We start from the raw sequence: 25,326 nt of genomic DNA on the forward strand, positions 1-25,326 counted from the left end.
CACACACCATGACCACCACCCCGCTCCGCATCACCGTCTGGGGCGAGAACGTCCACGAGCAGGTCGAGCAGCACGTCGCCGAGCGCTACCCCGACGGCATGCACGGCGCCATCGCGGACGGCATCCGCGAGAACCTGCCCGACGCCGTCGTCCGCACCGCCACCATGCAGGAGCCCGAGCACGGCCTCACCGACGAGGTCCTCGCCGAGACGGACGTCCTCACCTGGTGGGGGCACGCCGCGCACCAGGACGTCGACGACGCCGTGGTGGACCGCGTGCACAAGCACGTGCTCGCCGGCATGGGACTCGTCGTGCTGCACTCCGGGCACTGGTCGAAGATCTTCGGCAAGCTCATGGGCACGACCTGCACGCTCCGGTGGCGCAGCGAGCACGACCAGGAGCTCGTCTGGACCGTGAACCCGCAGCACCCCATCACGCGCGGCGTCCCGAACCCGATCGTCATCCCCGAGCAGGAGATGTACGGCGAGTACTTCGACGTCCCGACCCCAGACGAGCTCGTGTTCATCTCGGGCTTCACCGGCGGCGAGGTGTTCCGGAGCGGCATGACGTACCGCCGCGGCCTCGGGAAGATCTTCTACTTCTCCCCCGGCGACCAGGACTTCCCCGTGTACCACCACAAGGACGTCCGCCGCGTGATCGCGAACGCCACCGAGTGGGCCCGGCCGGAGCGCGAACGGGAGATCCCGACCCTGCGCCGGTACGACCTCGGCGAGTACTTCGACGGGCAGCACTACCGCGGCCCGTTCGACGACGCGCCCGTGGACGAACCGGCAGAAGCCGGGGCGCAGGCGTGATCCCCCTCCGCGTCGTCCAGGTCGGCGCCGGCGGCATGGGGCGGGCCTGGCTCGCCACCGTCGCCGCCGACCCCGACGTCGAGCTGGTCGGCATCGTCGACCTCGACCTCGACGCCGCACGGGTCGGTGCAGCCGTCGCGGGCGACCCGTCGATCCCCGTCGGCACGGACCTGACCGCCCTCGCCGCGGAGACGGGTGCCGAGGCGGTGCTCGACATCACCGTGCCGGTCGCCCACCACCCGGTCACGCTCGAGGCCCTCCGCGCCGGGCTCCCGGTGCTCGGCGAGAAGCCCGCCGCGCAGACGGTCGCCGAGGCGCTGTCGCTCGCGGCCGCCGCCGAGGCCACCGGCAAGCTGTTCATGGTGTCGCAGTCGCGCCGGTACAACGACCACCTCGTCGCGTTCCGGCAGCACGTCCGCGACCTCGGCGCCGTCGGTGGCCTGAGCACCCGGTTCGCGAAGGCCCCGCACTTCGGCGGCTTCCGCGAGGAGATGGACGACGTCCTCCTGCTCGACATGGCGATCCACGCGTTCGACTCCGCCCGCTACGTGCTCGAACGCGACCCCGTGTCGGTGTACTGCGAGTCGTGGAACCCGTCGTGGTCCTGGTACCGGGGCGACGCCGCGGCCGCAGCGATCTTCACCTTCGAGGACGACGTCCGCTACGTGTACGACGGCTCCTGGTGCGCGCCCGGCGCGGAGACCTCGTGGAACGGCGACTGGCGCGCCTCCGGAGCGGCCGGCACGGCGCTGTGGGACGGCGACCACGACCCGTGGAGCGACCTCGACGGCACACCGGGAGCCCCCGCGGTCGCTCCGAGCGTCGGGAACGAGATCGCCGGGGCGCTCGCGTCGTTCGTGCGCGCGGTCCGGTCCGGTGAAACCCCGGACGGCGAGGTCCACGGCAACGTCATGAGCCTCACCATGGTGGACGCCGCGATCGCCTCGGCACGATCAGGACGGCGCATCGTCATCGACGAGGTGCTCGAGCAAGCGCACGCCGCTGCGCTCGAGGCTGAGCAGGACGCGGCGATCCGCGAGCGGCTCGCATCGTGGGGGTCGGTGCGGGGCGCGCTCGCGACGGGGTCACCGGGCGCAGCCGCGCTCAGCTGACGTCCCGCGGGGGAGGCCGTTCCGCGCGTAGGGAGACGTTTCGCGCGTAGGGAGCAGGAAGTTCTTGCCTCCAACGCGCGATTCGGCTTTCCAGGACGCGTGCGATGGGCAGGAACGTCACGACGCGACCGGGCGACGGACTGGAGGCGCGGTGCCAGCTGGCACCGCGCCTCCAGTCCGTCCGTGCGCGCGTCAGCGCGGGATGACCGAGAAGAGGAACCGCTTCCGCACCATGTACCAGGCGAGGAGGATCAGCACCGTGTGGGTCGCGAAACCGATCCACGGGTTGCCCCAGTCCAGGCCCGGGATCGACGCGATCGCCAGCGCGAAGAACACCTGCCAGACGAACACGTAGAGGCTCGCCTGCCCGATCGGGATCCAGAGCCAGCCGATCGTCTTCGCGATCGGCTTCCAGAACACGGTGAGGATCGCGTACGACACGATCGCGAAGAACGCGATGTCCACCAACCGGCCCCACTGCAGGTCGACCCGCTGGTACGCCGTGTTGTACAGCTGGTCGTACATCGACGCCGGGAACGGCACGGGCGTGAACCCGTACTGGTCGCCGGCCCAGACGTAGACCAGGAACAGCGCGTAGCCGCTCAGGCCGATGCCGACCAGGACCTTGCCGAGCCGGCCGGTCAGGGCGCCGATGATCTGGCGTCGGTAGTACCCGAGCACCAGTCCGTGCGTGAAGACGACCTGCCAGGTGAGCAGCGGGAACACCGACTCGAACTGCGAGTTCAGCGGCCGGAAGTCCGGGTTGACGGCCTGGAACACGTAGAGCGCCCAGCTGACGACGAGCAGCGCCCACCAGTAGCCGCGCCGGATCACCCACATGAACGCCGGGATGAACAGGCTGAGCACCACGAACAGGCCCATGATGTTGAACGGCCACGGGCCCATCTCGAGCAGCAGGAACTGCCGGATCGCGTACCAGGGCGGCGGGTAGGCCAGCAGCTGCATCGCGTTCGGGTACAGGTCGTACACGCGTCCCTCGGCACCGACCCCGCCGGTGCCGGTCCCCCGGTCCGTGAAGGTCGTGATCGCGTCCGTGTTCAGGAAGGGCACGAAGCTCATTGCGAAGACGACGAGGATCACCCCGAGCGTCACGAAGTACTGCTTCCGCGCGCGCTTCCACGCCCCGATCGCCGCCGCCCACTCGCCGAACTTCTTGATGGCGAACGGGTACGTCATGCCGAGGACCATGCCGGACAGGAACACGAACATCTCGGCGCCCGTGATCGCACCCGTGGCGTGCAGGGTGATGTACGAGTACGGTCCGCCGATCTCGATGTGCGTGATCACCACCGCGAGGATGATGAACCCGCGGAACAGGTCGAGTCGCAGGTCGCGTCCGGGTTTCCCGTCGTCCGGGTAGCGCCAGCCGGGCAGGAGCCGACCGAACACCCCGCTCAGCAGGAACACCACCGCCAGGCCCACCGCGAGCCAGACGATCCACGCCATCTGGTCGCCGCCGGTGTCGTACTGCTGGTCGGTCGCCGCGGCGCCGTCCTGCGGGGTCACCCGGTCGGTGACCGGCCCGAAGACGAAGTCGCCGGCGCGCTCGAGGTCGGTGCGGAACGAGCCCGCGATGCCCGGCACGGCGGTGTCACGCCAGTCCGCGACGCGGTTGCCGGCCTCGGGTTCACGGCGGTTCGTCTCGAGGAACGTCACGCCCCGGATCAGCGGACGGTCCTGCACGGCGGCGATCACCTGCCGCCACCAGCCCTGCTTGACCGGGAGCTCGGCGTCGCCGCGGAGCGAGTGGTCGTACAGGGCACCGGTGTCGAGCAGCATCGGCCGGTCGTCCGCGACGGCGAACCGGTCGTAGAAGGTCCCGGACTGCGGCTGCTCGTAGCCCCAGGTCTCGTCGAAGCGCCCTGCGACCTCGCCGGCCTCGGGGACGTCGTTCCGGGTGAGCGGGACGTCGCGCCAAGCGGCCTCGGTCGCCTTCCCCTTGCCGAAGGAGTACATCGACAGCCCGACCCAGTCGACGGACGCGTCGCCAGGCCAGTACGGCTCGTACGGGTCGTCGGCAGCGGTGAGCTGCCCGTCGCCGTTCGTGTCGAGCTTGGCGACGTCGGTCGCCGACAGGTCGCGCAGCCGCCCGGCGGACTCACCGAACGGGTAGCCGGCGCCGTACGACGGCGACCAGACCATGCGAGCGTCCGAGCTGCCGTCGTGCACTGCGGTCGCCAGCGCGCGGAACGCCTTGACGAACTGCGTCGGCTGCTGCCCCCAGCGCACCCACGTGCCGTTCATCTGCGGGGCGAAGCGGACGAGCACCTGGGTGTCGTACTGCCGGTGGACCTCCTCGAGCAGGGTGTTCGCCGTCCGGGCGTCCGCCGCGGTGAGGGACCGGAGCGACTGGTCGGGCTCGAAGCTCACGACGAGCACCGCCCCCTGGGTCGCCGCGGCCCGGGTCGCACGGAGGAACTCCTTGCGGGCGCTGCGGTCGAGCGGGTACGGGATCTCGACGCCGTACATCGACGGTGTCGCACCGAGTCGGCCGGCGTACCCGTCCGGAGCGTCGTCGCCCCAGTCGATGTCCGGTCCGAACCACGTCTTCCCCGAAACCGGCGATACCGCGCTCGTCGTCGCCGCCGTCGTCGTCGCGCCCGCCGTCGCAGCGCCCGTCGGCGGCGCAGCTGCCGAGGCGGGGAGCGCACCGCCGAGCGCCAGCGTCGCGACCACCACGAGGAACGCGACCGCCCGCTGGATCACCGAGTGCACGCCAGCGTCCAGACGTTGTGGCCGCCCTCGTGCCGGTGCTCGAGCCGGTCGAGCGCCGCGATCGCGAGGGCGAGGCCGCGTCCGCTCTCCTGGTCGACGTCCGCCATCGTCACCGCGGCGAGGTCGACGTCGGCGGGCAGCCCGTTGTCCCTGAGCACGGCGACGAGCTCGTCGTCGGTCGCGTCGAGTTCCACCGTGTAGCGCCGGCCGGCCTCCCGGTCGGCGCGTCGGGTGTGCTCGACGATGTTCGCCGCGATCTCGGCGACGGCCGTCTCGAGCCCGAAGCGGAGCCGGAGGTCGTCGACGCCGAGGGTGTCCCACCACGCGCCGAAGCGGTCCTGGACCTCGTCGAGGGACGCCACCGTCGCCGGGACCTCGAACTCGATCCGTGCCGCGCTCACAGGGGTCCCCCGGCCGTGCTCGACTCGTGTTCGGACTGCACGGTGCCCGGCCCTCGGTAGAGCACCGCCCGGATGACGACGCTGAAGATGAAGAGGTCGAACACCACCCACGCGGTGTTCACGAGCGGCGCGATGCCGGACGCCTGCCCGGTCAGGTAGCGGATGCCGATGAGCACCAGCGCGGCGACGAGCGCCCCCATCGCGATGAGCTGCGGCTTGACGAGGTCCCACCGCGGCTTCTGCTCGGACTCGTCGCGGACCTTCGGGGTGACCCGGAAACCGAGCGGCTTGCCCCGGAACACGTTCTCGAACGCACTCGTCACGGACTCGATCCAGACCGGGAACAGGGCGAGCGAGTACTGCTGCCCGCGCCAGGTCGGCCGTCCGGCGGCCACCACCCAGAACAGCAGCTGGTTGAGGACGAGGAACGGGATGAGCCGGGCGAAGAAGTCGACGCTGTACGCCTGGACGGGCACGACGCCGAACGACAGGCAGAGCACGGGAGCGGCGATGTAGACGATCGCGGCGAACCCGGACAGGTAGCTCCACATCGTCGAGAAGTACATGAGGCGCTGCCCCCACGACAGGCCCTTCTGCACGAGCGGGTTCTCGCGGAAGAAGACCTGCATGGTGCCCTGCGCCCAGCGGAGTCGCTGCACGAGCATGGTCGGCAGGTCCTCCGGCGCGAGCCCCTTCGCCAGGATCTCGTCGTGGTAAGCGGACTTCCAGCCGAGGCCGTGCAGGCGCATCGCGGTCGCCATGTCCTCGGTGACGGAGATCGTCGCCAGCGGCATGATCGGCTGCGCCTCGTCGTCGCGGTTGACGTCGAGCGCACGAGCCAGCACGGCGATGGACTCGATCGCCGCGACGGGAGAGGCGTCGCGGCGGCCGAGCACGTCGAGCGCTGCGTCGTCGAGGCCGGCGAAGGTGTTCGCGTCCGTCGACATCGCGGCGAGTTCCTGCAGGTCGTTGCGGACGGACTCGAGGTCCGACGCGGCGAACCGGTACGAGATCGCGTCGATGCCCCGCTGGAAGTCGTAGGTGACGTCGCCGAGCGGTTCGCCGCGCTGCACCTGGTCGCGGGCGCGGTCGACGACGGCCTCGGCCTCGTCGAGGGCGCCGAGTACCCGGGGGTCGGTCTCGGTCTCCCGCGCACGGGCCACGAGCTTCCGGGAGGTCTTGATGGTGCGGGCCACCGAGGCCTCGACCTCGCGCACGTACCGGGTCACCCCCAGTTGCATGAGCGCCTCGCGCCGGAGGATCGCGTTCGACCCGCAGAAGAACGCGGCGTTCCACCCGTCCTTCGACTGCTGAATCGGCCCGTAGAACAGCGGCGCCTGGCTGCCGAGCAGGTCGGCGTCGGGCACGTTCTCGAACCACTGCGGCGTCTGCACGAGCGCCATCCGCGGGTCCTTGAAGTACCCGAGCGTCCGGTCGAGGATCGACGGCTCCGGCACCTGGTCGGCGTCGAGGATGAGCAGGAACTCACCCTGCGTCGCCAGCAGTGCGTTGTTGAGGTTGCCGGCCTTGGCGTGCCGCGGCCGGTCGATCCAGTCCGCGCCGCGCGTGATCACCCCGATGCCGAGCGACTCGGCGGCGGCACGCATCTCCGGGCGGTTGCCGTCATCGAGGATCCACGTGGTGTGCGGGTGCGTGATGGCCTTCGCCGCACGGGCCGTGCGGACGACGAGGTCGACCGGCTCGTTGTACGTCGTGATGAAGACGTCGACGGTCACGGGGTCGCTCGGGGGCGCTGGCGGCTCCCCGCGTTCACGGAGCCGCCACGCGCCGAAGGCGAAGAGCAGGGAGTCGATGACGCTGTAGGTCTCGGCCAGGATGAGCGGCACGGCGATCCACCACGAGTGCCAGTTCACCGAGGCGGCCCAGCGCCAGACGACGTAGTTCACACCGGCGAGCGAGGCGAGCAGCGCGACCGTCCGCACCGTGACGATCCGCCGCCGTGACGTTCCGGTCGTCAGCCGCCGACGGTCCTGACGGCTGAGGTCGAGTGCGGTCACCGGGTACCACCGTCCGCGGCGTCGCCGAACGTGCTGCGTCGCAAGCGTGCCTCCCTGATCCGCCGGCCCCCGACCGCGGCGTGCGCCCGAGGGGTGGTTGCCGACCGGTCGCCGGCTCCAGGTGCCGCTGCCCGATCGTCTGCCCTGACCGTCGGGTGCGATCCGGGCGTAGCGACCTGTCTACCGCAGGACGGGGTCGTTCGTCAGTCCGGCGCCCCGATCTGGGGACGGTCAGCCGAAGTCGGCGGCGAACCCGAGGTCGTCGGCGAGCCGGGCGATGACCTCGTCGAAGTAGGCCGCACCGTCCGACACCGAACCGACGTAGTGCCCGAACAGCTCGAAGGAGATCACCCCGAACACGGTCGTCCAGGCCATCAGCGCGCGGAGGAGGACCTCCTCCGGCAGGTCCAGGCCGAACGCGTGCAGCGAGGCCACGCCGTCGGCGACCGCAGTGCCGACCACCCCGGGAGCCGCCGTGGGCGGAACGGGCGATCCGTGCCTCCCGGCAGGCGCTGACGCAGACGCACCCTGCGCGTCCGCCACCACCCGGACGATCGTGAGCGTCGTCCGGGACGCCGGCTCGACCGTCTCGCGCGGAGCGGCGTACCCCGGGACGGGCGATCCGAAGAGCAGCGCGAAGTCCCCGGGGTGCGCGAGCGACCACGTGCGGATCGCACGACACACGGCGACCCAGCGCGCCCCGGCACCGGGCCCGGCGGCGGCGTCCGCGGCCTCGACAGCGGCGCCGAGTTCGTCGTAGTCGGCGATGAGCAGTGCGGTGAGCAGGTCGTCCCGGCTCGGGAAGTAGCGGTAGACCGCGGACGACACCATCCCGACGTCCCGCGCCACCGCGCGCAGGCTCAGCTGGGACGGACCCTCCTCGGTGAGCCGGGCGCGGGCGGCCGCGAGGATGCTGGCGTGCACGCTCTCACGAGCGAGTTCGCGTGCGGTCGGTGCCCGGTCTGCCATGCCCCCACCCTGCCACGAGAGAGCACTGCACACAAATGAGAGCACTGCTCTTGCAAATGGTGCGGAAGGAGTGCATGCTGAGTTCCGAGAGCAGTGCTCTCGCAAACGAGACGAAAGCAGGAACGCATGTCGCAGCACCACGTCGTCATCGGCGCCGGCCCCGTGGGCCGTCACGTCGCCGCCCTCCTCGCCGAGCGCGGAGACCGCGTCACGGTCGCCACGCGATCGGGTCGAGACACCGGCCTGGAGGCAGTGGGTCACGTCGCCCTCGACGCCTCCGACGTCGAGGCGCTCACCCGGGCGACCGAGGGGGCCGCGGTCCTCTACAACTGCGCCAACCCCGGGAACTACACGCAGTGGGAGCAGACCTGGCCGCCGCTCGCCGCCTCCCTGCTCACGGCGGCCGAACGAACGGGGGCGGTGTACGCGATCACCGGGAACCTCTACCCGTACGGCCCCGTCGACGGGCCGATGCGCCCGGACCTGCCCGACGCGGCGACCGACCACAAGGGCATCCTCCGCGCACGACTCTGGGCCGATGCCCTCGCCGCGCACGACGCCGGACGGGTCCGCGCCGTCGAGGTCCGCGCCTCGGACTACGTCGGCCGTGGCATCGGCGAGAACGGGCACATCACCCGCGTGCTCCCCGCAGCGCTCCAGGGCAAGGCCGTGTCGATGGTCGGCCGGACCGACCTGCCGCACACCTTCACGGACGTGCTCGACGTCGCCCGGATGCTCGTCGCCGCCGCGGAGGACCCGAGCTCGCACGGTCGTACGTGGATGGTGCCGAGCAACGCGCCGCGGTCGCAGCAGCAGGCCCTCACCGAGGTCCTGGCAGCGGCGGGCAAGCCCCCGGTGACGGTCCGACGGCTGCCTGCGGGGATGCTCCGCGCGATGGGGATCGTCTCGCCGATGATGCGCGAGATCGCCCAGATGAGCTACCAGTGGACTGCGCCGTACGTGGTCGACGACACCGAGACCCGGGCGCACTTCGGCATCGAGCCGACGCCGTGGGACGAGGTGTGCCGCCGCACGGCGGACGGCGTGTAGGTGTACACATCTCCGCACCACTTGGTGCGTTTCTGTGGACACCGGCCTGGAGGCACGGGGCGGGCCCGCACCGCGCCTCCAGTCCGCAAGGCGGTCGCGCTAGATCACCAGCAACCGTGACCACTGCGCCGTCGACAGCCGCTGCGCGGCCCCGCCGGCGGCGGGGATCCGCCAGAGACCGGACTCGGCGTCCACGAACAGGTCACCTGCGGTGTCGGCAGCACCGAGCCACAGCCCGTTCGGCCGCGCCAGCACACCGCTGGTCGAGACCTCCCCCGTCGCGCCGGAGGCGTCCTGCGACCAGAGGTGTGTGACCGTGTGGTCGGCGACGCACGGGTTCGGCGGGCCCTGCTCGGCGATCGCGGCACACCACTCGGCCGACTGCCCGAGGACCAGCGAGCTGTCGTTGGTCGCGCTGTACTGGTACGCCAGGCGGGTCTGCACCTGCTGCAGGGTCGACGACCCCGCCGCGAGCGACCACCAGCCGTGGTAGAAACTCCCGCCGAACGCGCGGTAGCTGACGTAGAGCGTGCCCTTCCCGTCGGCGAGGAGTCCGGCGAAGTACCCGATCGCGGTGCCGTTGACTGCCGCGACCGTCCGGGTCTGCACGGTGCCCTGCGGCGACGCGGTAACGACCGTCCCGCCGGAGTTCGTGGCCGTGAAGGCCGAGACGGTGCCGTCGCGACCGACCGTCCACGCCGAGCCGCTCGAGGGCAGCACGGTCGACACGGAGCCGCCCTTGAGGCCGAGCTTCGTGATCGCTCCGGACACCGAGTCGACCCAGTACAGGTTGCCGGCGACGTCCGCGCGCAGGTCCGGCGTCAGGTGCAGCCCGGTCGCGAGCACCCGTGCACCGCCGCCGCGTGCGGGGTGGAACAGGATCGCGGTGCGGTCGGCCGACGGGACGTACACGTTGCCGACGTCGTCCGCGGTGTACCCGTTTCCGGCAGCCGTCACCGTGCGGGGAGCGCCCGTGCCCGACGTCGGGTACCGCACCAGTGCACCGGTGCCGTCCAGCGCGAAGAGCGACTGCGCGACCGTGGTGCTCCGCGGCGCCGTGTACCGGACCCGCACCTCGGGTCCGGAGCCACGGGAGGTCGTCGCCCGCACCGAGAACGCGTAGGTCACGCCGGCCCGGATCCAGCCGAAGCGGTCCGAGCGGGCGTTCGCGGGCAGCCGGTCGACGCCGTGCCCGGGCTGGTTCGTGTTCGGCGAGACGGTCACCCGCCACCCGGTGGGCGTCGCGCCCGACCGTGGCGGACTCCAGGTCACGGCGGCACCGTCCCCGGAACCGCTCACCTGCACGGACGTCGGCGCTCCCGGGAGCCCCGACGACGGAGCCGCCACTGCGGGCGTCACTCCCCCGATCACCAGCGCCGCGGTGGCCGCGACAGTGAGTACTGCTCTGTACACGATCGATCCCCTGTCGTCCCCGTGGCTTCCCTGCGCCGCGGCTGCAGGAATTGCACCACCGCGCGGGGGCTCCGGGGCGATCGGGAGCGGATCGTGCGGTCCGTCGTGCGCCATCCCGCAAGCCGGACAGGAGGGGGTCCCCGGCGACGGAAGATCCCATCACGCCCGCAGTAGGAAGCCGTTTCGCGCGTAGGGGGCAGGAAGAAACTGCTTCCTACGCGCGAAACTGCCTCCTACGCGCGGATCATCCTCCTACGCGCGGAACGGCCACCGGACAGACCCACAGACAGGACGGGAGGCGCGGTGCCAGCTGGCACCGCGCCTCCCGTCATGAGCGCACTCGCGTCAGTAGCGCGGCTTGCGCGGCCCGCGGTCGTCGCGGTCGCGGTCGCGGTCCTCGCGACGCGGCCCGCGGTCGTCGCGGTCGTACCGACGCGCTCCGCCACCGCCACCACGGCGGTCCGGCTTGATCTCGATGAGCTTCCCGCTGATCCGGGTGTCCGTCAGACGGTCGAGCACGCCGCCGTCCATGTCGGCCGGCAGCTCCACGATCGAGAAGTCCGGACGGATCTGGATCGCCCCGAAGTCGTCGCGGCGCAGACCACCCTCGTTCGCGAGCGCACCGACGATCTGGCGCGGCTCGACACGGTGTCGACGGCCGACCTCGATGCGGTACGCGGTCATCGGCTGCGAGCGGCGCGGACCCCGGTCGGCACGGTCGCCGCGGTCAGCACGATCACCGCGTGCGCCACGGTCGTCGTCACGGCGGTCACCGCGACGCTGGTCGCGGTCCACCTGGTTGCGGAGTGCGTCGGCCTTCGGGTCGAGCAGCAGCGGGTCCTCGCCCTGCGCCACGACGGCGAGGGCGGCGGCGACGTCGTCGGCCGGGACGTCGTGGTGCTCGACGTAGTGCGCGATGATGTCGCGGAACGCGGTGATCCGGTCCTGCTGCTCGAGCGCCGCGGTGATGGCGTCGTCGAAGCGGGTCAGGCGCGTCTCGTTGACGTCCTCGATCGTCGGGAGCTGCATCTGCGTGAGCGGCTGCTTGGTGTGCCGTTCGATGGCGGAGAGCAGGCGGCGCTCACGCGGCGTGACGAAGCTGATCGAGTCACCCTTGCGGCCGGCGCGACCGGTGCGGCCGATGCGGTGCACGTACGACTCGATGTCGACGGGGATGTCGTAGTTCACGACGTGCGTGATGCGGTCGACGTCGAGGCCGCGGGCGGCGACGTCGGTGGCGACGAGGATGTCGAGCTTGCCGGACTTCAGCTGGTTCACGGTGCGCTCACGCTGCGCCTGGGCGACGTCGCCGCTGATCGCCGCAGCCGCGTAGCCACGGGCGCGGAGCTTCTCGGCGAGGGTCTCGGTCTCGCTCTTCGTGCGGACGAAGATGATCATGCCCTCGAAGTCCTCGACCTCGAGGATGCGGGTGAGCGCGTCGACCTTCTGCGGGTACGACACCATCAGGTACCGCTGCGTGATGTTCGCCGCGGTCTTCGTCTTCGTCTTGACCGTGATCTCGGCCGGGTCGGTGAGGTACTGCTGCGAGATGCGACGGATCTGGGCGGGCATCGTCGCGGAGAACAGCGCGACCTGCTTGTCGTCCGGGGTCTCGGCGAGGATCGTCTCGACGTCCTCGGCGAAGCCCATCTTGAGCATCTCGTCGGCCTCGTCGAGCACGAGGTACTTCAGCTCGGACAGGTCGAGCGTGCCCTTGGCGATGTGGTCCATGATGCGACCGGGCGTGCCGACGACGACGTCGACGCCGCGGCGCAGGGCCGAGAGCTGCACGCCGTAGGCCTGGCCGCCGTAGACGGGCAGGACGTGCACGTGCTTCATGTGGGAGGCGAACTGTTCGAACGCCTCGCAGACCTGCAGCGCGAGTTCACGGGTCGGGGACAGCACGAGCGCCTGCGGCACCTTGCTGCCCGCCTCCATGCGGGACAGGATCGGCAGCGCGAACGCCGCCGTCTTGCCGGTTCCGGTCTGCGCGAGGCCGACGACGTCGCGCCCCTCGAGCAGCGTCGGGATCGTTGCCTCCTGGATGGCGGAGGGGGTCTCGTAGCCGATGTCCTTGACGGCCTTGAGCACCGGGTCGCTCAGGCCGAGGTCGGCGAAGGTCACCACGGGCCCCTCGTCGGCGGTCTCGGTGGTGGTGGCGGTGTCCGTGCTCATGCGCAAACGGTATCTCGAATACGGCGTCAGCAGTGACGGACTGGAGGAACGGGGCGGGCCCGCACCGCGCCTCCAGGCCGTCTCGTGGGCACCTGCAGGGCGTCGGCCGCGCGATCAGGCCGGGTCGCGTCGCGCTGTCGCGCCCACGCCGAGGACCGCGTCGGCGCGGTCGTTGAGGCGCGCGAGCAGCCCGGCCAGGGTGTGCAGCTCCCCGGTCGCGAACGCCTGGGTGAGGTCGTCGAAGACCTCGGCGCCGGCCACGTCGAGCGTGTCGAGGAGCGTGCGTCCGGCGGGGGCGATCGACACCAGGCTGGCGCGTCCGTCCGCCGGATCGGGTGTGGTGCCGAGGTAGCCGGACTCCACGAGGGACGCGACGCGGCGGCTGATCACGGGGCGGGACAGCCCCGTGGCGTCGGCGATGGCCATCGAGCGCACGGCACCGAAGTGGTCCACCGCGCGGAGGATCACGCGCGCCGTCGGGTCGAGTCCCCCACGCGATTCGATGAGCGACGCCCGCAGGGTCTGCCGCACCCAGAGTCGGTCGAGCTGCGCGCGCAGCAGTCGCTCGGCATCGTCCCGTTCGGCGGTCACCCGGTCAGCGTAGTGGCCACATTTAGTTGCTTGCCGGAAGCAATGGATGTATCGTTGCGCGGTCTGCAAACTTTCACAGCAGGAAACACAGCACGAAGCAAGGAGTTCGATGACCGCCACCGCACCCGTCCCGGTGCAGCACGGCCGACGCGCGGCAGGGGTCCCCACGACCCCCGACGCCCCCGGCCAGCAGCCGCTGATGACCCACCGCCAGATCCTCCTCGTGATCTACGGGCTGATGGCGGGCATGTTCCTGTCGTCCCTCGGTCAGACGGTGTTCGGCACGGCGATCCGGACGATCGGTGACGACCTGCACGGCCTCGACCAGCAGGCCTGGGTGACGACCGCCTACCTCATCACCTCGACCATCGCGACGCCGATCTACGGCAAGCTGTCCGACATCTTCGGCCGGCGCCCGCTCTACATCTTCGGCATCGTCGTGTTCATCCTCGGCGCCGTGCTCTCGTCGATGTCCACGTCGATGCTCATGCTCGCCGGCTTCCGCGCCGTGCAGGGCATCGGTGCCGGTGCGCTGATGTCGCTGCCGCTGGCGATCATGGGCGACATCCTCGCCCCGCGTGAGCGCGCCAAGTACCAGGGCTACTTCCTCGCGGTGTTCGGCATCTCCTCGGTGATCGGCCCGCTGATCGGTGGCCTGCTCGCCGGTTCCTCCGAGATCCTGTGGATCACCGGCTGGCGCTGGGTCCTCCTCATCAACGTGCCGATCGGCATCGCCGCGCTCGTCATGGTGCTCGTCTTCCTGCACCTGCCGAAGGTGCACAGCGCCGACGACGCGAAGCCGAAGGTCGACTGGTGGGGAGCCACCGCCGTCATCGTCACGCTCGTGCCGCTGCTGCTCGTCGCCGAACAGGGCCGCACCTGGGGCTGGGGTTCGCCCGCGGCGATCGCCTGCTACGTCATCGGTGTCGTCGGCCTCGTCGCGCTACTCGTCATCGAGTCGAAGATGGGCGACGCTGCGATCATCCCGCTCAAGCTCTTCCGCTCCGGCACGTTCTCGATGGCGACCGTCATCGGCTTCCTGGTCGGCTTCGCGATGTTCGGCGCCATGCTGACCATCCCGCTGTACCTGCAGATCGTCGTCGGCCTCACCCCGACCGAGTCCGGGTTCGCGACGCTGCCCCTCGTCGGTGGCCTGATGATCGCCTCGATCACGAGCGGTCAGATCGTCGCCCGGGTCGGCCGCTACCGGATCTTCCCGGTCATCGGCACGGCCCTGGTGTCCTCCGGCTACGTCGTCCTGACGTTCATGAGCATCGACAAGCCGCTCTGGTTCCTGATGATCGGCATGTTCCTGATCGGCCTCGGGCTCGGCTCGGTCATGCAGTCGCTGACCCTGGCGTCGCAGGGCTCGGTCGAGGCGCGGGACATGGGCGTCGCCACGTCGTCCGCCACGTTCTTCAGGCAGATCGGTGGAACGCTCGGCACCGCCGTGCTGCTGTCGATCCTGTTCTCGGTGATGCCGTCGAACATCCTGCACGCCACCGCGGACCGGACCGACCTGCGCTCCGCCCTCGACGCGGCGACGAACCCGACCGTGGCCACCGCCTCCGAGAACCGCGGCGTCATGGAGAAGATCTGGTCGCCGATCGTCACGCCGCTCGAGCAGAACGTGCAGTCCTCGCTCGACGACGTCACCGCCCAGGTGCGGCAGTCGACCGCCAGCGCTCCCACCGCCGTGCAGGACGAGGCCCTCGCCGCCGCGGCCGACAAGGCGCACGCGTCGGTGCAGGACGGCACGCTCGTGGTCGACTGGTCGGACGCGTCACAGCGCTCGTACTGGGTTGGCGAGCTCACCCCGGCCGTGGCGAAGCAGGTCTCCGACGGCAGCGGCTCGAACAGCACGATCAGCACGAACGACACCTCGTTCCTGACCGGCGCCGACACCCGGCTGACCCGTCCGTTCATGGCGGGCTTCAACGCCTCGTCGGTGACGATCTACTGGGTCGGCCTCGGCGTGATCCTGCTCGCGTTCGTCCTCACCTGGTTCTTCCGGGTGCCGCCGCTCCGCCAGCGTTCGGCGCTGCAGGAGCGTGCCGACGCCGCCGGCGGGTCCGGGACCGGCGGTTCCGGGTCCGGCCCCTCGCCGGAGGACGAACTCGAGGCGTCGGCCGGCCTGGCCGCCGCCGAAGCCGGGTCCTTCACGGGTCCGATGACCGGATCCACACCGACGCAGCGTCGGTGACCGACCGGGGCGTCCGTCCGCTGTCCCCCTTCGTGGACGGGCGCCCCACCCACCCCCATCACCAGGAGTCCACGTGACCACCACCCCGGCAGCGACAGCGGCGACGGAGCCGTGCACGCTCCGTGAACGCAAGAAGCAGCAGACGCGCCAGGCGCTGCACGACGCCGCGCTGACCCTGGTGTCCGCCAACGGCCTCGACGGGGTCACCGTCGAGCAGATCTGCGCCGACGCCGACGTGTCGCCGCGGACCTTCTTCAACTACTTCACGTCGAAGGCGCACGCCGCCCTCGGGCTCGACACCGTCGAGGTCCCGGAGGCCGCCGCGACCTGGTTCGCCGCCGCCGACGGACGCCTGATCGACGACCTCTGCCGCCTGGTCGCCCGAGCCGTGCCGCTGTCGCAGGACCGTCGTCGGATGAAGGAGCTGCTCGTGCTCCGGCCGGAGATGACCCCGATGGTGATGCAGTGGATGGCCGAGTCGCGGCAGTCGCTCCTCGCCACCGTGGGCACCCGGACCGACGAGCGGACCGCTCGGACGGCAGTCGCCCTGGTCATGTCGGCGCTGACCGAGGTCGCCCACCGCGAGACGGTCGGCAGCACCGAGGAGCTCGCCACGCGGCTGCGCGCCGTGGTGGGCGAGATGGGCGCGCTCGCCTCCGCCTGACGCGAGCGTGCGGGGCGGGTCGGGTCGGGCGCGCCCGGCGTCGCGAGCCGCTGCGGAACGACTTCGTCGACGTCGTACGACACCGGAGTCGTCGTTGCTTGCGCCCGCGGGCAGTTGCGTACGCGGGCAGGCGACAACTGCGCTGTCGTACGACGTCGGAGCTGTCGTTCCGCGTCGACGTCCGCCTCCGCCAGGCCCACGGGAACCCGGCCTGGAGGCACGTCACGACCCCGCAACGCCGGTCCCGTCGCCCAGTGCGGGATTGCGGCAACCCGCGGGGCTGCGTGGTCCCACAGGTCGCGTTCGGCATCCCGCAGGAGTCCTCCAGGGCGACTCGAAGCGCGCCTACGCTCCGAGCAACCGGCCGTACCCGACGGCTGGTCCCGGCTGTCCCGACAGCCGCTCGCACGTCGAGGAGCCCGACCCGATGAAGCACCGTCCGAGCTGTCGCACAGCAGCCCTCATCACCGCAGCAACCGGCACCGTCCTGGTCACGAGCGCGTTCGGCATCGTCCCCGCGATGGCCGTCACGGCGTCCCCGGAGGCGGTGACGTCGACGTCGACGTCCGCCCCCGCCGACACCGTCGCGGCACCGGCGACGCCGACGCCCTCCGCCGACACCACGGCGAGCGCCCCCGAACCGTCGACCGCGGCCACGCCGAGCACACCGACGGCACCGGAACCCGCTGCCCCGGCCGCGACGACAGCACCGACGCTGACCACCCCGGCCGCTCCCGCCGCCCCGGCCGCAACCACGACGGCCCCGACCACCGCAGGCCGACAGCCGACCTCGTCGACGACGACCGGCCGGACCCCGACCAGCCGACCGAGCACGCCCGGCCACGGCGATGACCACCGACCGGCCCCGACATACTCCTCCACTTCGTCGCAGTCCGCCCCGGTCGTCCTGCCCACCGTGCAGGCCGGCGAGCAGTTCACGGCCGACCTCCGCGCCCAGCACGCCGACGGCGCGACCTACACGCTGACGACCGTCGAGGGCGGCGCGGTCGTCCTGCCCGAGGGCCTGTCGTTCCGCCACGGCATCCTCAGCGGCGTCCCCACGACGTCGGGGACCTTCACCGCCCTGGTCACGGCGACGAACGATTGCGGCTCCGCCAGCCAGTGGATCCGCATCACCGTCGAGCCCACCGAGGCGGCCCACCTCGGCGCCGCCGTGTACAGCGTCCCCGCTGCCTCGGACGGCTCGTACACGTGGGTCGCCCCGGACGGCACGACCGCTCCGGCCCCGATCCGCGTCGACGAGGACGGATCGATCACCGTCGTCCCGTGGGCGTTCGACGCGAACTGGAACCGCGTGGACGTGAGCGATGTCGTCCAGCTCACCTCGGACCAGGAGACCGACGTCATCGTGCCGACCGACGGCGGGTTCACCGTGACGTTCCCGCACGCCTCCCCGCACATCCTGACCCTCACGGTGGACTGCGTGTCCGTCACGTTCGCGGTGGAGGTGGTCGACACCACGCCGACGACGACCCCGACCGAGCCGACGACGCCGACGACACCGGCGACTCCGGTCACGCCGACCACGCCCGTCAGCGAGCCGGACGTCCCGACGCAGGTGGTGGCGCTGCCGACCGAGGTCCGCATCACGCAGACCACGTCGGGCGCACTCACCCCCGTCGCGACGTCCGATCCGGTGGCGACGGCCGACCAGCTCGCCTACACCGGCGCCGACACCACGACACCGATCGGTTGGGCAGCAGGCCTGCTCGCCGCCGGTGCCGCGCTCCTCGGGATCCGCCGGCTCCGGCGCAGCCGCCACCGCGCCTGAGCGACCGAGACCGACCGGGCAGTGCCGCGGTGTGCAACGACGCACGCCGCGGCACTGCTCTGTCAGGCGTGCGCTCGTCAGGCGTGCGCGAGCGGGTCCAGCTGCTCGGGCGTCGCGTCCGCGGCGGCGGTCGACCGGCTGAGCGTCTCCCACCGCTCGTCCTCGGCGAGGAGCGCCCGACCCGCGGCGGTGGCGATGCCGTAGGCGTCGGGACCGACGAGCAGGCGGAGCGGCGGCTCGTCCATCGCGACCACCTCGAGCACGAGCCGCGCGACGAGGTCCGGGTCGCTCGCTCCGATGCTCGTACTCCCGTGCATGCGGGCGGAGGCACCGACAGTGGCCGCGTACTCGGGGCGCACCGGCGCGACCCGCATCGACGAACCGGCCCAGTCCGTCCGCATCCCGCCCGGCTCGAGGACCGTGACGCGGACCCCGAGCGGCGCGACCTCGGCGGCGAGCACGGAGGAGAACCCACCCACCGCCCACTTCGCCGTCTGGTACGCGCCGAGGCCCGGAGTGGCCAGGCGACCGCCGACGGACGACACCTGCACGACGTGCCCGCTCCCCTGCTCCCGCATGACCGGCAGTGCCGCCTGCGTCAGGGTCACGACGCCGAAGAGGTTCGTCTCCACCTGTGCGCGGAAGTCGTCGGGCTCGACGTCCTCGATGCTCGCGAGGTTCGCGTACCCGGCGTTGTTCACGAGCACGTCGAGCCGACCGAACCGCTCGACGGCCGTGTGGACAGCGGCGCGGGCGGCGTCGGCGTCGGTGACGTCGAGCGCGACGGGCACGAGCGCAGACCCCTCGGGGACGGTGACGTCGTCGAGGGCGTGGAGGTCACGCACCCCGGCGACGACCTGGTGGCCAGCGGCGAGCGCGGCGGAGACGATCGAGCGACCGAGGCCTCGGGAGGCGCCGGTGACGAGGAAGACGGACATGGTGTTCCTAACTGACTGGTTGGTTGACAGCAGCCATGGAACACCCGCTGCGCTCGGTTGTCAACCGTCCGGTTGATAGCATGCCGTCGTGCCCATGCCCCGTGATGCCGACGCGACCCGCGCCCGCCTGCTGCTCGCCGCGCGCGACGAGTTCGCCGCCGTCGGCATCGCCGGTGCCCGCGTCGACCGGATCGCCGCCGCAGCCGCGAGCAACAAGGCGCAGATCTACCACTACTTCGGCAGCAAGGACGGCCTGTTCGACGCGGTCTTCGACGCCATGGTGGCGGAGACCCTCGACGAGGTCACGATCGACCCGGACGACCTGGCCGAGTACGCCGGACGGCTCCACGACTCCTACGTGCGGCGACCGTGGGTGCAGCGACTGGCGACCTGGTACAGGCTCGAGCGAGGCGACTCCGACCAGCCGATCGACGCCGTGGTCCGGAGCAACGCCGGGAAGCTCCGGGCGATCGAGGAGGCGCAGCGCGACGGCCGGCTGTCCTCGACGTTCTCGCCGTCGGAGCTCCTCGGCGTCGTCATCCACACCGCCGCGCTCTGGAGCGGCGCCACCCCGGAGTACGCCCGACTGACCGACGAGGTCGGGGCCGCCCGCCGACGCACGGTCGTCGTGGCGACGGTCGCCGCCGCCCTCCGGGCCTGAGCGGCCGTCAGACGACCGACCACCCGCCGTCGCTCGGCAGCACCGCACCGTTCACGTTCGCCGAATCGTCACTGAGCAGCCACGTGATCGCGGCCGCCAGCTGCTCCGGCTGCGCGACCGGCGGGATGGCCACCTGCATGATCGGACCGACCCGGCCCGCCGCGTACTCGCTGCGCATCGGCGCCTCGATGTTCGTGGCGACCGCTCCCGGCGCGACCGCGTTGGCACGGATGCCCTGCGGCCCGTGGAAGAACGCGACGCTCTTCGTGAACCCGGCGATCGCGTGCTTCGAGGCCGTGTACGCAGCACCGGCAGCCGAGGCCCGGAGCGCGGCTTCGGACGCCACGTTCACGACGGCCCCTCGGCCGGCGGCGATCATCAGCGGCAGGACCGCCCGTGTGAGGCGCATCGGCCCGGTGACGTTCACACTGAACACGCGGTCCCAGGTGGCGTCGTCGACCTCGCTCGGCGGCAGGAAGGCGTCCATGATGCCGGCGACGTTCGCGAGTCCGTCGATGCGCTCCCCCGCGGCGGCGATCAGGGCGTCGATCGTGTCGGCCGCGGCGACGTCCCCGACCACGGTCTCGACGGCGCCGGGCAGACCGGTCAGCTCGGCACGCAACGCGTCGAGCCGCTCGGACACGACGTCGGTGGCGATCACACGCCCGCCCTCGTTCGCGATCCGCGTCGCCGTGGCGCGTCCGATGCCGGACCCCGCTCCGGTGACGATGATGGTCCTGCCGGTGAACCGTCCGGCGGTGGTGTCGGTCATGTCGTCTCCTCACTGAGAGGCGCTCGATGCGCCATGCTGGTTATAGCACTCAGTGCCGAAAGGAATCCATGAGCTCGACGAGCGACCGACAGACCGGCCGCCCCCGGACGATCGACCCGGCTGCGGTCTCGCTCGTCGCACTGCGGATGTTCGACGAGCGGGGCTTCGACGCGGTGTCGATGGACGACGTCGCCACGGCCGCCGGGATCAGCCGTCGATCACTGTTCCGACTGTTCCCCAGCAAGGCGGCGCTCGTGTGGGGCGGCCTCGACGAGTTCGCGGTCCGGTTCACCGACGAACTCCGCGTGCGGCCGGCATCCGAGTCCGCCTGGGTCGCACTCCGCGCGGCCTACCGTGTCGGAGCCACGTTCCCGGACGGTACCGTCGAGGTCACCCGACACCGACTCCGCGTGATCCGGGCCAACCCGTCGCTCGAACGCGGCGGCGAGGCTGCGTCGAACGCTCTCACCGGCGTCATCGAGCGGTTCGTCGCTGAGCGCGACGGCGGGAGGGTCGACGACCTGACGACGACCGTGCGGGCGCACGCCCTCGCCGCGGCGGTGAGCGCCGCGCTCACCTGGTGGGCGCTGCACGGCGACGGGCGGCCGGAGGACGTGGTGGACGAGGCCCTGGGGCTGTTCCACTGACGGACTGGAGGCACGGGTCGACGCCGCCACGTGCCTCCAGTCCGTCACCGGGTGACCATCTCGATCAGTGGCTGCGGATGCGCTTGCCGCGCACGTCACGGGACAGCGCGTCGATGCGCGCGAGGTCGTCGGCCGTCAGGACGACGTCCGCTGCCGCAACGTTGTCCGCGACGCGGACCGGGTTCTTCGAACCCGGGATCGGGACGATGTCGTCACGCTGGGCGAGGATCCACGCGAGGGACAACTGCGCGAGCGAGATCCCGCGCTCGGCTGCGATCCTCGACAGCCCCTCGGCCACGACGACGTTCTGGTCGAAGTGCTCCGGAGCCCACCACTCGAGGATGTGCCGGATGTCGTCCTCCGGGTAGTCGGCACGCGGGCGGACGGCGCCGCTGAGGAACCCGCGGGCGAGCGGTGAGTACGCGACGAGACCGATGCCGAGCTCGTCGACGACGGGGAAGAGCTCCTCGGACTCCCGCGCGAAGACCGAGTACTCGGTCTGGAACACCGAGATCGGGTGCACGGCATGGGCGCGGCGGATGTGCTCGCCGTCCGTGTTCGACAGCCCGAGGTACTTGACCTTGCCGGCCTGCACGAACTCCTGCATGACGCCGACGACGTCCTCGACCGGCACGGCGGGGTCGTGCACGTGCTGGTACAGGAGGTCGATCGAGTCGATGCCGAGGTTGGTGAGGCTCTGGTCGACGACCTGGCGGATGTGCTCGGGGCGGGAGTCCGGCTTCCAGTCGTCGGTGGTGAACCCGAACTTCGTCGCGATCGTGACCTCGTCGCGGATCGGGGCGAGCGCGGCGCCGAGGAGTCGTTCCCCGTCACCCCAGCCGTACATCTCCGCGGTGTCGAAGTGGGTGACCCCGAGTTCGTGGGCGCGGCGGATCGCGGCGATCGACTCCGTGTCGTCGGTCGGGCCGTACGCGAAGACCGTGCCCATCGCGCCGTAGCCGATCGACCCGGCCGAGAGCCCCTGTGTTCCGAGTGTGCGCTGCTGCATGTGTCGTCCTTTCGTGGTGTCCGTGTCGAGCATGTGACACTGTACGCCGTTTCTGTCAGACTCTGACAACTTCGGCACGAAGCGTCGCGCACGGTAGGATGCGGACGTGAGCGAGACGAACGTGCGGGGCGGCCTGCGGGACATCACCCGCGAGGCCGTGCGGTCCCGCATCGCCGCGGTCGCGGTCGCCCGCTTCGACGAGCAGGGCTTCGACGCCGTGACGGTCGAGCAGATCGCCGCCGAGGTCGGCATCTCGGCGCGCAGCTTCCACCGCTACTTCCCGGCGAAGGAGGACGCCGTCATCGGCGACCCCAGCCGACACCGCGGTGCCCTCGCCGCGGCGTTCGAGGAGCGTCCCGCGACCGAGCCCGTGTGGGAGTCCCTGCGCGAGGCGTTCGCCGGGATGATGGTCCGTGCCGACGAGGACGTCGAGTACGGCCGTCGGTCGGTCCGCGTGATGATGTCGACGCCCTCACTGCGGGCCCGGAACCTCGAGAAGCACCTCGCGTGGGCGGAGGTGCTGACGCCGCTCGTGTCCGCCAGGCTCGACGGCGCCGACGTCGAACTCCGCGCGGCCGTCCTTGTGCAGGCGTCCCTCGGGTGCTTCGACGTCGCGATCACGCGGTGGTCCGTCACCGACGAACCGGCGCCGGCACTCCTGCGCCGGACCTTCGACACGCTCCGCGCCGCCGTCTGAGCGGGTACGGTGCGGGCATGAACGTCAGCGGGCCCTCGCCCTACTTCCTCCTCGACGGCACCGCGCGTCGGGCTCTCGACCGCTGGCAGCGGGTGTTCGGCGGCGAGGTGCGGATCGCGACCTTCGCGGACTTCTCACGCGACGACGGTCCCGCCGACGCGGTCGCGCACGGCCAGCTCGCCGGCGGGCTGCAGCTCTTCGCGGCCGACGCCGGGACCGATGACACCGCCTTCACCTCGACCGGGTTGATGTTCTCGCTGCTCGGCGCCGCAGAGCCCGACGTCCTCCGAGGGTGGTTCGACGACCTCGCCGCCGACGGGACGATCGTCGAGCCGCTCCAGGAACGGCCGTGGGGCGACTGGGACGGCACGGTGCGGGACGTCTTCGGCGTCACGTGGCTGATCGGCTTCGAGGCGTCGGCGCTGGCGTGAGCGATCGTCCGACGGTCCTGTTCGTCTGCGTGCACAACGCCGGACGATCGCAGATGGCGGCGGGGTACCTGCAGCACCTCGGCGGGGACCGCGTCCGCGTGTACTCGGCGGGCAGCGAACCGGCCGACCGGGTCAACGCGGTCGCCGTGCAGGCGATGGCCGAGGACGGCATCGACATCGCCGGCGCCGAGCCTGCCGTGCTCGAGACTGACACCGTGCGGGAGTCCGACGTCGTGATCACGATGGGGTGCGGGGACGCCTGCCCGGTCTTCCCCGGCAAGCGCTACGAGGACTGGTCGCTCGATGACCCGGCCGGGCTGCCGATCCAGGACGTCCGGCCGATCCGCGACGCGATCCGTGCCCGGGTCGAGGGCCTGATCGCGTCGCTCTGAGGCGGTGCCCGACCTACCGCGCGTCGATCGGGAGCAGCGGTGCCCAGTACGCGTCCGGCCCGTCGGCCACGACGGCGTCGGACTCGAACCGGAAGCCGTAGTCGCGCACGAAGTCGAGCGCGGCGGCCTGCTCGCCGGCGGCATCGTCGCCCGCGGCGTCGAAGAGGTACTCGCCGTGCCCCATCCGCACACCGGAGTCGCTGATCACCGTGAGGTCCCAGCGCCCTTCCTCGGCGCGCTCGATCCGGACGACGGCGGCCTGGGATGCGGTGAAGTCAGCCATGCCGCGAGCATACGGAGGACGGCTGCGCGCCGTTCAGCCTAGGCCTAGGGTGGCGCCATGACGGCGACGGTGCGGCAGGTGCAGGTGACGTTCGACTGCGCGGAACCCGAGCGGGTGGCGCGCTTCTGGTGCGAGGTGCTCGGCTACGTGGTGCCGCCGCCACCGCCCGGGTTCGACTCGTGGGACGCCTTCGACCGGTCGCTGCCGCTCGAGCACCGGGGGTCGGCGTTCGCGTGCGTCGACCCGACCGGCGTCGGCCCACGGCTGTTCTTCCAGCGGGTGCCGGAGGGCAAGGTCGTGAAGAACCGCGTGCACCTCGACGTCCGTGTCGGCACCGGGATGGTCGGCGACGAACGACTCGCCGCCCTCGACGCCGAGAGCGACCGGCTCGTCGCCCTCGGGGCCACGCAGTTCCGCCGGATGCTCGCGGACGAGGTCAACGAGTCGTGCATCGTCATGCAGGACGTCGAGGGCAACGAGTTCTGCCTCGACTGATCCCGGTCAGGCGACCGGGCCGTACTGCGGCACCTCGGCCTGGTCGAGCTCGATTTCCGCGGTCTGCTGGATGAGCGCGAGGAGATCGGCGTCGAGACCCGGCGCGAACTCCTCGAGCCGCTCCGGCGCGATGAACGACGGGACGCCGACGGGTGCCTGCTCGGTGGCGGACAGGTCGGTGCCGTCCTTCGACGGGGACGCCCCGCGGAAGATCTTCGCCGCCTCGGACGCACCGTCGAGGTCGAAGCTGTACTGCTTGCTCTGCAGACCGAGGTCGACGAGCTGCTTGACCTCGGGGAAGCGCTCGGCGTTCGTCTTCGGGATCGGCAGCAGGGTCTTCCAGTCGACACCGAGCGCCTCGAGTGCCTTGGCGTAGGCGTTCTCGTGCGCCTGGTCGCGGACGATCAGGTACGCGATGGTGCCACGGGCCGTGGGGTTGTCGGTCATCTCGTAGATGCGGCACTTCTGCAGGCGCCCGGTCGACTCGAGCATGAGGTTGTAGAGCAGGTCGAGGGGCAGGTTGCCGGAGTTGTAGACGTAGCTGCCGCTCCACGGGTTGCCGGCCGCGTCGACCGGCAGGGCGCCCTGGGCACCGACGAGGTAGTGGTGGATGTTGCCCGTGTCGAGGGCGATGTTCAGCGGCGTGGCACCCTTCGCACCGGGCTCGTCCACCGGGTCGGTGACCTTGCCGGCGTACCCCGGAGCACCGTCGAGCAGCCGGGAGATCGTGGTCCCGATGAGCTCGACGTGGCTGATCTCCTCGGTCCCGACGCCCTGGATGAGGTCGCGGAACGGCTTCGCCGCCGGTCCGCGGAAGTTCATCGCCTGGAAGAGGTACTGCATCATCGTGCGCATCTCGCCGAACTGCCCGCCGAGTCCCTCCTGCAGGGCGTTCGCAGCTGCGGGGTCCGGCTCGCCGTCGGCGATCTCGTTGATCCAGGTCTGTGCGTGGAAGTACATGGAGCCTCCTTGCTGTCGAGCGGCTGGTCACCGCTGACCTCACCGTCCTCGGGACCGACTGGCAGCCCGCACGGTTCAGCCAGCAAGCGCAGTGGACGCGAG

General features: G+C 71.3%; 24 protein-coding genes. 12 read left to right on the forward strand and 12 right to left on the reverse strand.

All coding sequences use genetic code 11. The features are described 5' to 3' along the window. Nucleotides 1-8: 8 nt before the first annotated feature. On the forward strand, nucleotides 9-815 hold the full coding sequence (locus FS532_RS14405; protein WP_144755764.1) for a ThuA domain-containing protein: 807 nt from the start codon (nucleotides 9-11) through the stop codon (nucleotides 813-815). Next, nucleotides 812-1,927, forward strand: a complete 1,116-nt coding sequence (locus tag FS532_RS14410; RefSeq protein WP_144755767.1) for a Gfo/Idh/MocA family protein — start codon at nucleotides 812-814, stop codon at nucleotides 1,925-1,927. Before FS532_RS14405 ends, FS532_RS14410 begins: the two co-directional genes overlap by 4 nt. A 192-nt stretch (nucleotides 1,928-2,119) precedes the next feature. Here the strand turns inward: FS532_RS14410 and opgC are convergent, their stop codons facing one another. The 4 genes from opgC to FS532_RS14430 all read right to left on the reverse strand — a co-directional run bounded on the left by opgC (nucleotide 2,120) and on the right by FS532_RS14430 (nucleotide 8,051). Further along, entirely contained in the window at nucleotides 2,120-4,663 is a 2,544-nt protein-coding gene (gene opgC, locus FS532_RS14415; RefSeq protein WP_260852750.1) for an OpgC domain-containing protein, read from the reverse strand. After that, on the reverse strand, nucleotides 4,651-5,064 hold the full coding sequence (locus FS532_RS14420) for an ATP-binding protein (protein WP_186322054.1): 414 nt from the start codon (nucleotides 5,062-5,064) through the stop codon (nucleotides 4,651-4,653). The genes opgC and FS532_RS14420 overlap by 13 nt, the downstream gene beginning before the upstream one ends. Then, nucleotides 5,061-7,082 carry a glycosyltransferase gene (locus tag FS532_RS14425; protein WP_440130720.1) on the reverse strand — a complete coding sequence of 674 codons (2,022 nt, stop codon included), beginning with the start codon at nucleotides 7,080-7,082 and terminating at the stop codon, nucleotides 5,061-5,063. Before FS532_RS14425 ends, FS532_RS14420 begins: the two co-directional genes overlap by 4 nt. Before the next feature lie 231 nt (nucleotides 7,083-7,313). Then, nucleotides 7,314-8,051 carry a TetR/AcrR family transcriptional regulator gene (locus FS532_RS14430; protein WP_144755773.1) on the reverse strand — a complete coding sequence of 246 codons (738 nt, stop codon included), beginning with the start codon at nucleotides 8,049-8,051 and terminating at the stop codon, nucleotides 7,314-7,316. Between the two features lie 126 nt (nucleotides 8,052-8,177). Here FS532_RS14430 and FS532_RS14435 point away from each other — a divergent pair, with 126 nt between their 5' ends. Beyond that, entirely contained in the window at nucleotides 8,178-9,101 is a 924-nt protein-coding gene (locus tag FS532_RS14435) for an NAD-dependent epimerase/dehydratase family protein (protein WP_144755775.1), read from the forward strand. 99 nt (nucleotides 9,102-9,200) lie between these two features. Here FS532_RS14435 and FS532_RS14440 read toward each other — a convergent pair whose 3' ends face one another. From FS532_RS14440 to FS532_RS14450, 3 genes are all read right to left on the reverse strand, one after another. Continuing rightward, nucleotides 9,201-10,514, reverse strand: a complete 1,314-nt coding sequence (locus FS532_RS14440) for a fibronectin type III domain-containing protein (RefSeq protein ID WP_186322055.1) — start codon at nucleotides 10,512-10,514, stop codon at nucleotides 9,201-9,203. Nucleotides 10,515-10,859: 345 nt separating this feature from the next. After that, nucleotides 10,860-12,689: a DEAD/DEAH box helicase gene (locus tag FS532_RS14445; protein WP_144755781.1), complete on the reverse strand. Its 1,830-nt coding sequence runs from the start codon at nucleotides 12,687-12,689 to the stop codon at nucleotides 10,860-10,862. Nucleotides 12,690-12,803: 114 nt separating this feature from the next. Further along, nucleotides 12,804-13,280 (reverse strand): MarR family winged helix-turn-helix transcriptional regulator, encoded by a 477-nt coding sequence (locus FS532_RS14450; RefSeq protein ID WP_186322056.1) that lies wholly within the window; start codon nucleotides 13,278-13,280, stop codon nucleotides 12,804-12,806. 109 nt (nucleotides 13,281-13,389) lie between these two features. On the opposite strand from FS532_RS14450, the gene FS532_RS14455 reads away from it, so the two are divergent. From FS532_RS14455 to FS532_RS14465, 3 genes are all read left to right on the forward strand, one after another. Next, entirely contained in the window at nucleotides 13,390-15,483 is a 2,094-nt protein-coding gene (locus tag FS532_RS14455; protein WP_186322057.1) for an MDR family MFS transporter, read from the forward strand. Between the two features lie 73 nt (nucleotides 15,484-15,556). Then, the gene (locus tag FS532_RS14460; protein ID WP_144755787.1) at nucleotides 15,557-16,147 is read left to right on the forward strand and encodes a TetR/AcrR family transcriptional regulator; all 591 of its coding nucleotides are present in this window, start codon (nucleotides 15,557-15,559) and stop codon (nucleotides 16,145-16,147) included. Nucleotides 16,148-16,574: 427 nt separating this feature from the next. Beyond that, complete coding sequence (locus tag FS532_RS14465; protein WP_144755790.1) at nucleotides 16,575-17,939, forward strand: hypothetical protein; 1,365 nt, start codon at nucleotides 16,575-16,577, stop codon at nucleotides 17,937-17,939. A gap of 77 nt (nucleotides 17,940-18,016) precedes the next feature. Here FS532_RS14465 and FS532_RS14470 read toward each other — a convergent pair whose 3' ends face one another. Further along, nucleotides 18,017-18,877: an SDR family NAD(P)-dependent oxidoreductase gene (locus FS532_RS14470; protein WP_144755793.1), complete on the reverse strand. Its 861-nt coding sequence runs from the start codon at nucleotides 18,875-18,877 to the stop codon at nucleotides 18,017-18,019. Nucleotides 18,878-18,971: 94 nt separating this feature from the next. Here FS532_RS14470 and FS532_RS14475 point away from each other — a divergent pair, with 94 nt between their 5' ends. After that, a complete protein-coding gene (locus tag FS532_RS14475; RefSeq protein WP_144756464.1) occupies nucleotides 18,972-19,538 on the forward strand; it encodes a TetR/AcrR family transcriptional regulator in 567 nt (188 codons plus the stop codon). A 7-nt stretch (nucleotides 19,539-19,545) separates the two neighbouring features. Here FS532_RS14475 and FS532_RS14480 read toward each other — a convergent pair whose 3' ends face one another. After that, a complete protein-coding gene (locus FS532_RS14480) occupies nucleotides 19,546-20,310 on the reverse strand; it encodes an SDR family NAD(P)-dependent oxidoreductase (RefSeq protein WP_144755798.1) in 765 nt (254 codons plus the stop codon). A gap of 68 nt (nucleotides 20,311-20,378) precedes the next feature. Here FS532_RS14480 and FS532_RS14485 point away from each other — a divergent pair, with 68 nt between their 5' ends. Beyond that, nucleotides 20,379-20,957 (forward strand): TetR family transcriptional regulator, encoded by a 579-nt coding sequence (locus tag FS532_RS14485; protein ID WP_144755802.1) that lies wholly within the window; start codon nucleotides 20,379-20,381, stop codon nucleotides 20,955-20,957. Between the two features lie 64 nt (nucleotides 20,958-21,021). On the opposite strand, the gene FS532_RS14490 is transcribed toward FS532_RS14485, so the two are convergent. Continuing rightward, nucleotides 21,022-21,966 (reverse strand): aldo/keto reductase, encoded by a 945-nt coding sequence (locus FS532_RS14490; RefSeq protein ID WP_144755804.1) that lies wholly within the window; start codon nucleotides 21,964-21,966, stop codon nucleotides 21,022-21,024. A 106-nt stretch (nucleotides 21,967-22,072) separates the two neighbouring features. On the opposite strand from FS532_RS14490, the gene FS532_RS14495 reads away from it, so the two are divergent. The 3 genes from FS532_RS14495 to FS532_RS14505 are packed head-to-tail and all read left to right on the forward strand — an operon-like array spanning nucleotide 22,073 to nucleotide 23,486. Further along, nucleotides 22,073-22,663 carry an acyl-CoA-like ligand-binding transcription factor gene (locus tag FS532_RS14495; RefSeq protein WP_144755807.1) on the forward strand — a complete coding sequence of 197 codons (591 nt, stop codon included), beginning with the start codon at nucleotides 22,073-22,075 and terminating at the stop codon, nucleotides 22,661-22,663. A 17-nt stretch (nucleotides 22,664-22,680) separates the two neighbouring features. Further along, complete coding sequence (locus FS532_RS14500) at nucleotides 22,681-23,094, forward strand: VOC family protein (protein ID WP_144755810.1); 414 nt, start codon at nucleotides 22,681-22,683, stop codon at nucleotides 23,092-23,094. After that, on the forward strand, nucleotides 23,091-23,486 hold the full coding sequence (locus FS532_RS14505) for an arsenate reductase ArsC (protein WP_144755813.1): 396 nt from the start codon (nucleotides 23,091-23,093) through the stop codon (nucleotides 23,484-23,486). Before FS532_RS14500 ends, FS532_RS14505 begins: the two co-directional genes overlap by 4 nt. 13 nt (nucleotides 23,487-23,499) lie before the next feature. On the opposite strand, the gene FS532_RS14510 is transcribed toward FS532_RS14505, so the two are convergent. Beyond that, entirely contained in the window at nucleotides 23,500-23,769 is a 270-nt protein-coding gene (locus tag FS532_RS14510; RefSeq protein WP_144755816.1) for a hypothetical protein, read from the reverse strand. A 57-nt stretch (nucleotides 23,770-23,826) separates the two neighbouring features. Between FS532_RS14510 and FS532_RS14515 the strand changes: the two genes are divergently transcribed. Continuing rightward, entirely contained in the window at nucleotides 23,827-24,264 is a 438-nt protein-coding gene (locus FS532_RS14515; protein ID WP_144755820.1) for a VOC family protein, read from the forward strand. Between the two features lie 6 nt (nucleotides 24,265-24,270). Here FS532_RS14515 and FS532_RS14520 read toward each other — a convergent pair whose 3' ends face one another. Beyond that, complete coding sequence (locus FS532_RS14520; RefSeq protein WP_144755823.1) at nucleotides 24,271-25,224, reverse strand: manganese catalase family protein; 954 nt, start codon at nucleotides 25,222-25,224, stop codon at nucleotides 24,271-24,273. Between the last annotated feature and the right edge of the window lie 102 nt (nucleotides 25,225-25,326).

This window comes from Curtobacterium pusillum (genome assembly GCF_007673235.1).
In the GTDB taxonomy this organism is placed as follows: Bacteria; Actinomycetota; Actinomycetes; order Actinomycetales; family Microbacteriaceae; genus Curtobacterium; species Curtobacterium pusillum_C.

Coding starts and splice junctions, on each gene's coding strand:
- FS532_RS14510 (WP_144755816.1), bottom strand. CDS start 23,769: ATGGCTGACTTCACCGCATCCCAGGCCGCCGTCGTCCGGATCGAGCGC.
- FS532_RS14455 (WP_186322057.1), top strand. CDS start 13,390: ATGACCGCCACCGCACCCGTCCCGGTGCAGCACGGCCGACGCGCGGCA.
- FS532_RS14435 (WP_144755775.1), top strand. CDS start 8,178: ATGTCGCAGCACCACGTCGTCATCGGCGCCGGCCCCGTGGGCCGTCAC.
- FS532_RS14480 (WP_144755798.1), bottom strand. CDS start 20,310: ATGACCGACACCACCGCCGGACGGTTCACCGGCAGGACCATCATCGTC.
- FS532_RS14465 (WP_144755790.1), top strand. CDS start 16,575: ATGAAGCACCGTCCGAGCTGTCGCACAGCAGCCCTCATCACCGCAGCA.
- FS532_RS14490 (WP_144755804.1), bottom strand. CDS start 21,966: ATGCAGCAGCGCACACTCGGAACACAGGGGCTCTCGGCCGGGTCGATC.
- FS532_RS14430 (WP_144755773.1), bottom strand. CDS start 8,051: ATGGCAGACCGGGCACCGACCGCACGCGAACTCGCTCGTGAGAGCGTG.
- FS532_RS14485 (WP_144755802.1), top strand. CDS start 20,379: ATGAGCTCGACGAGCGACCGACAGACCGGCCGCCCCCGGACGATCGAC.
- FS532_RS14515 (WP_144755820.1), top strand. CDS start 23,827: ATGACGGCGACGGTGCGGCAGGTGCAGGTGACGTTCGACTGCGCGGAA.
- FS532_RS14405 (WP_144755764.1), top strand. CDS start 9: ATGACCACCACCCCGCTCCGCATCACCGTCTGGGGCGAGAACGTCCAC.
- FS532_RS14445 (WP_144755781.1), bottom strand. CDS start 12,689: ATGAGCACGGACACCGCCACCACCACCGAGACCGCCGACGAGGGGCCC.
- FS532_RS14475 (WP_144756464.1), top strand. CDS start 18,972: ATGCCCCGTGATGCCGACGCGACCCGCGCCCGCCTGCTGCTCGCCGCG.
- FS532_RS14500 (WP_144755810.1), top strand. CDS start 22,681: ATGAACGTCAGCGGGCCCTCGCCCTACTTCCTCCTCGACGGCACCGCG.
- FS532_RS14520 (WP_144755823.1), bottom strand. CDS start 25,224: ATGTACTTCCACGCACAGACCTGGATCAACGAGATCGCCGACGGCGAG.
- FS532_RS14470 (WP_144755793.1), bottom strand. CDS start 18,877: ATGTCCGTCTTCCTCGTCACCGGCGCCTCCCGAGGCCTCGGTCGCTCG.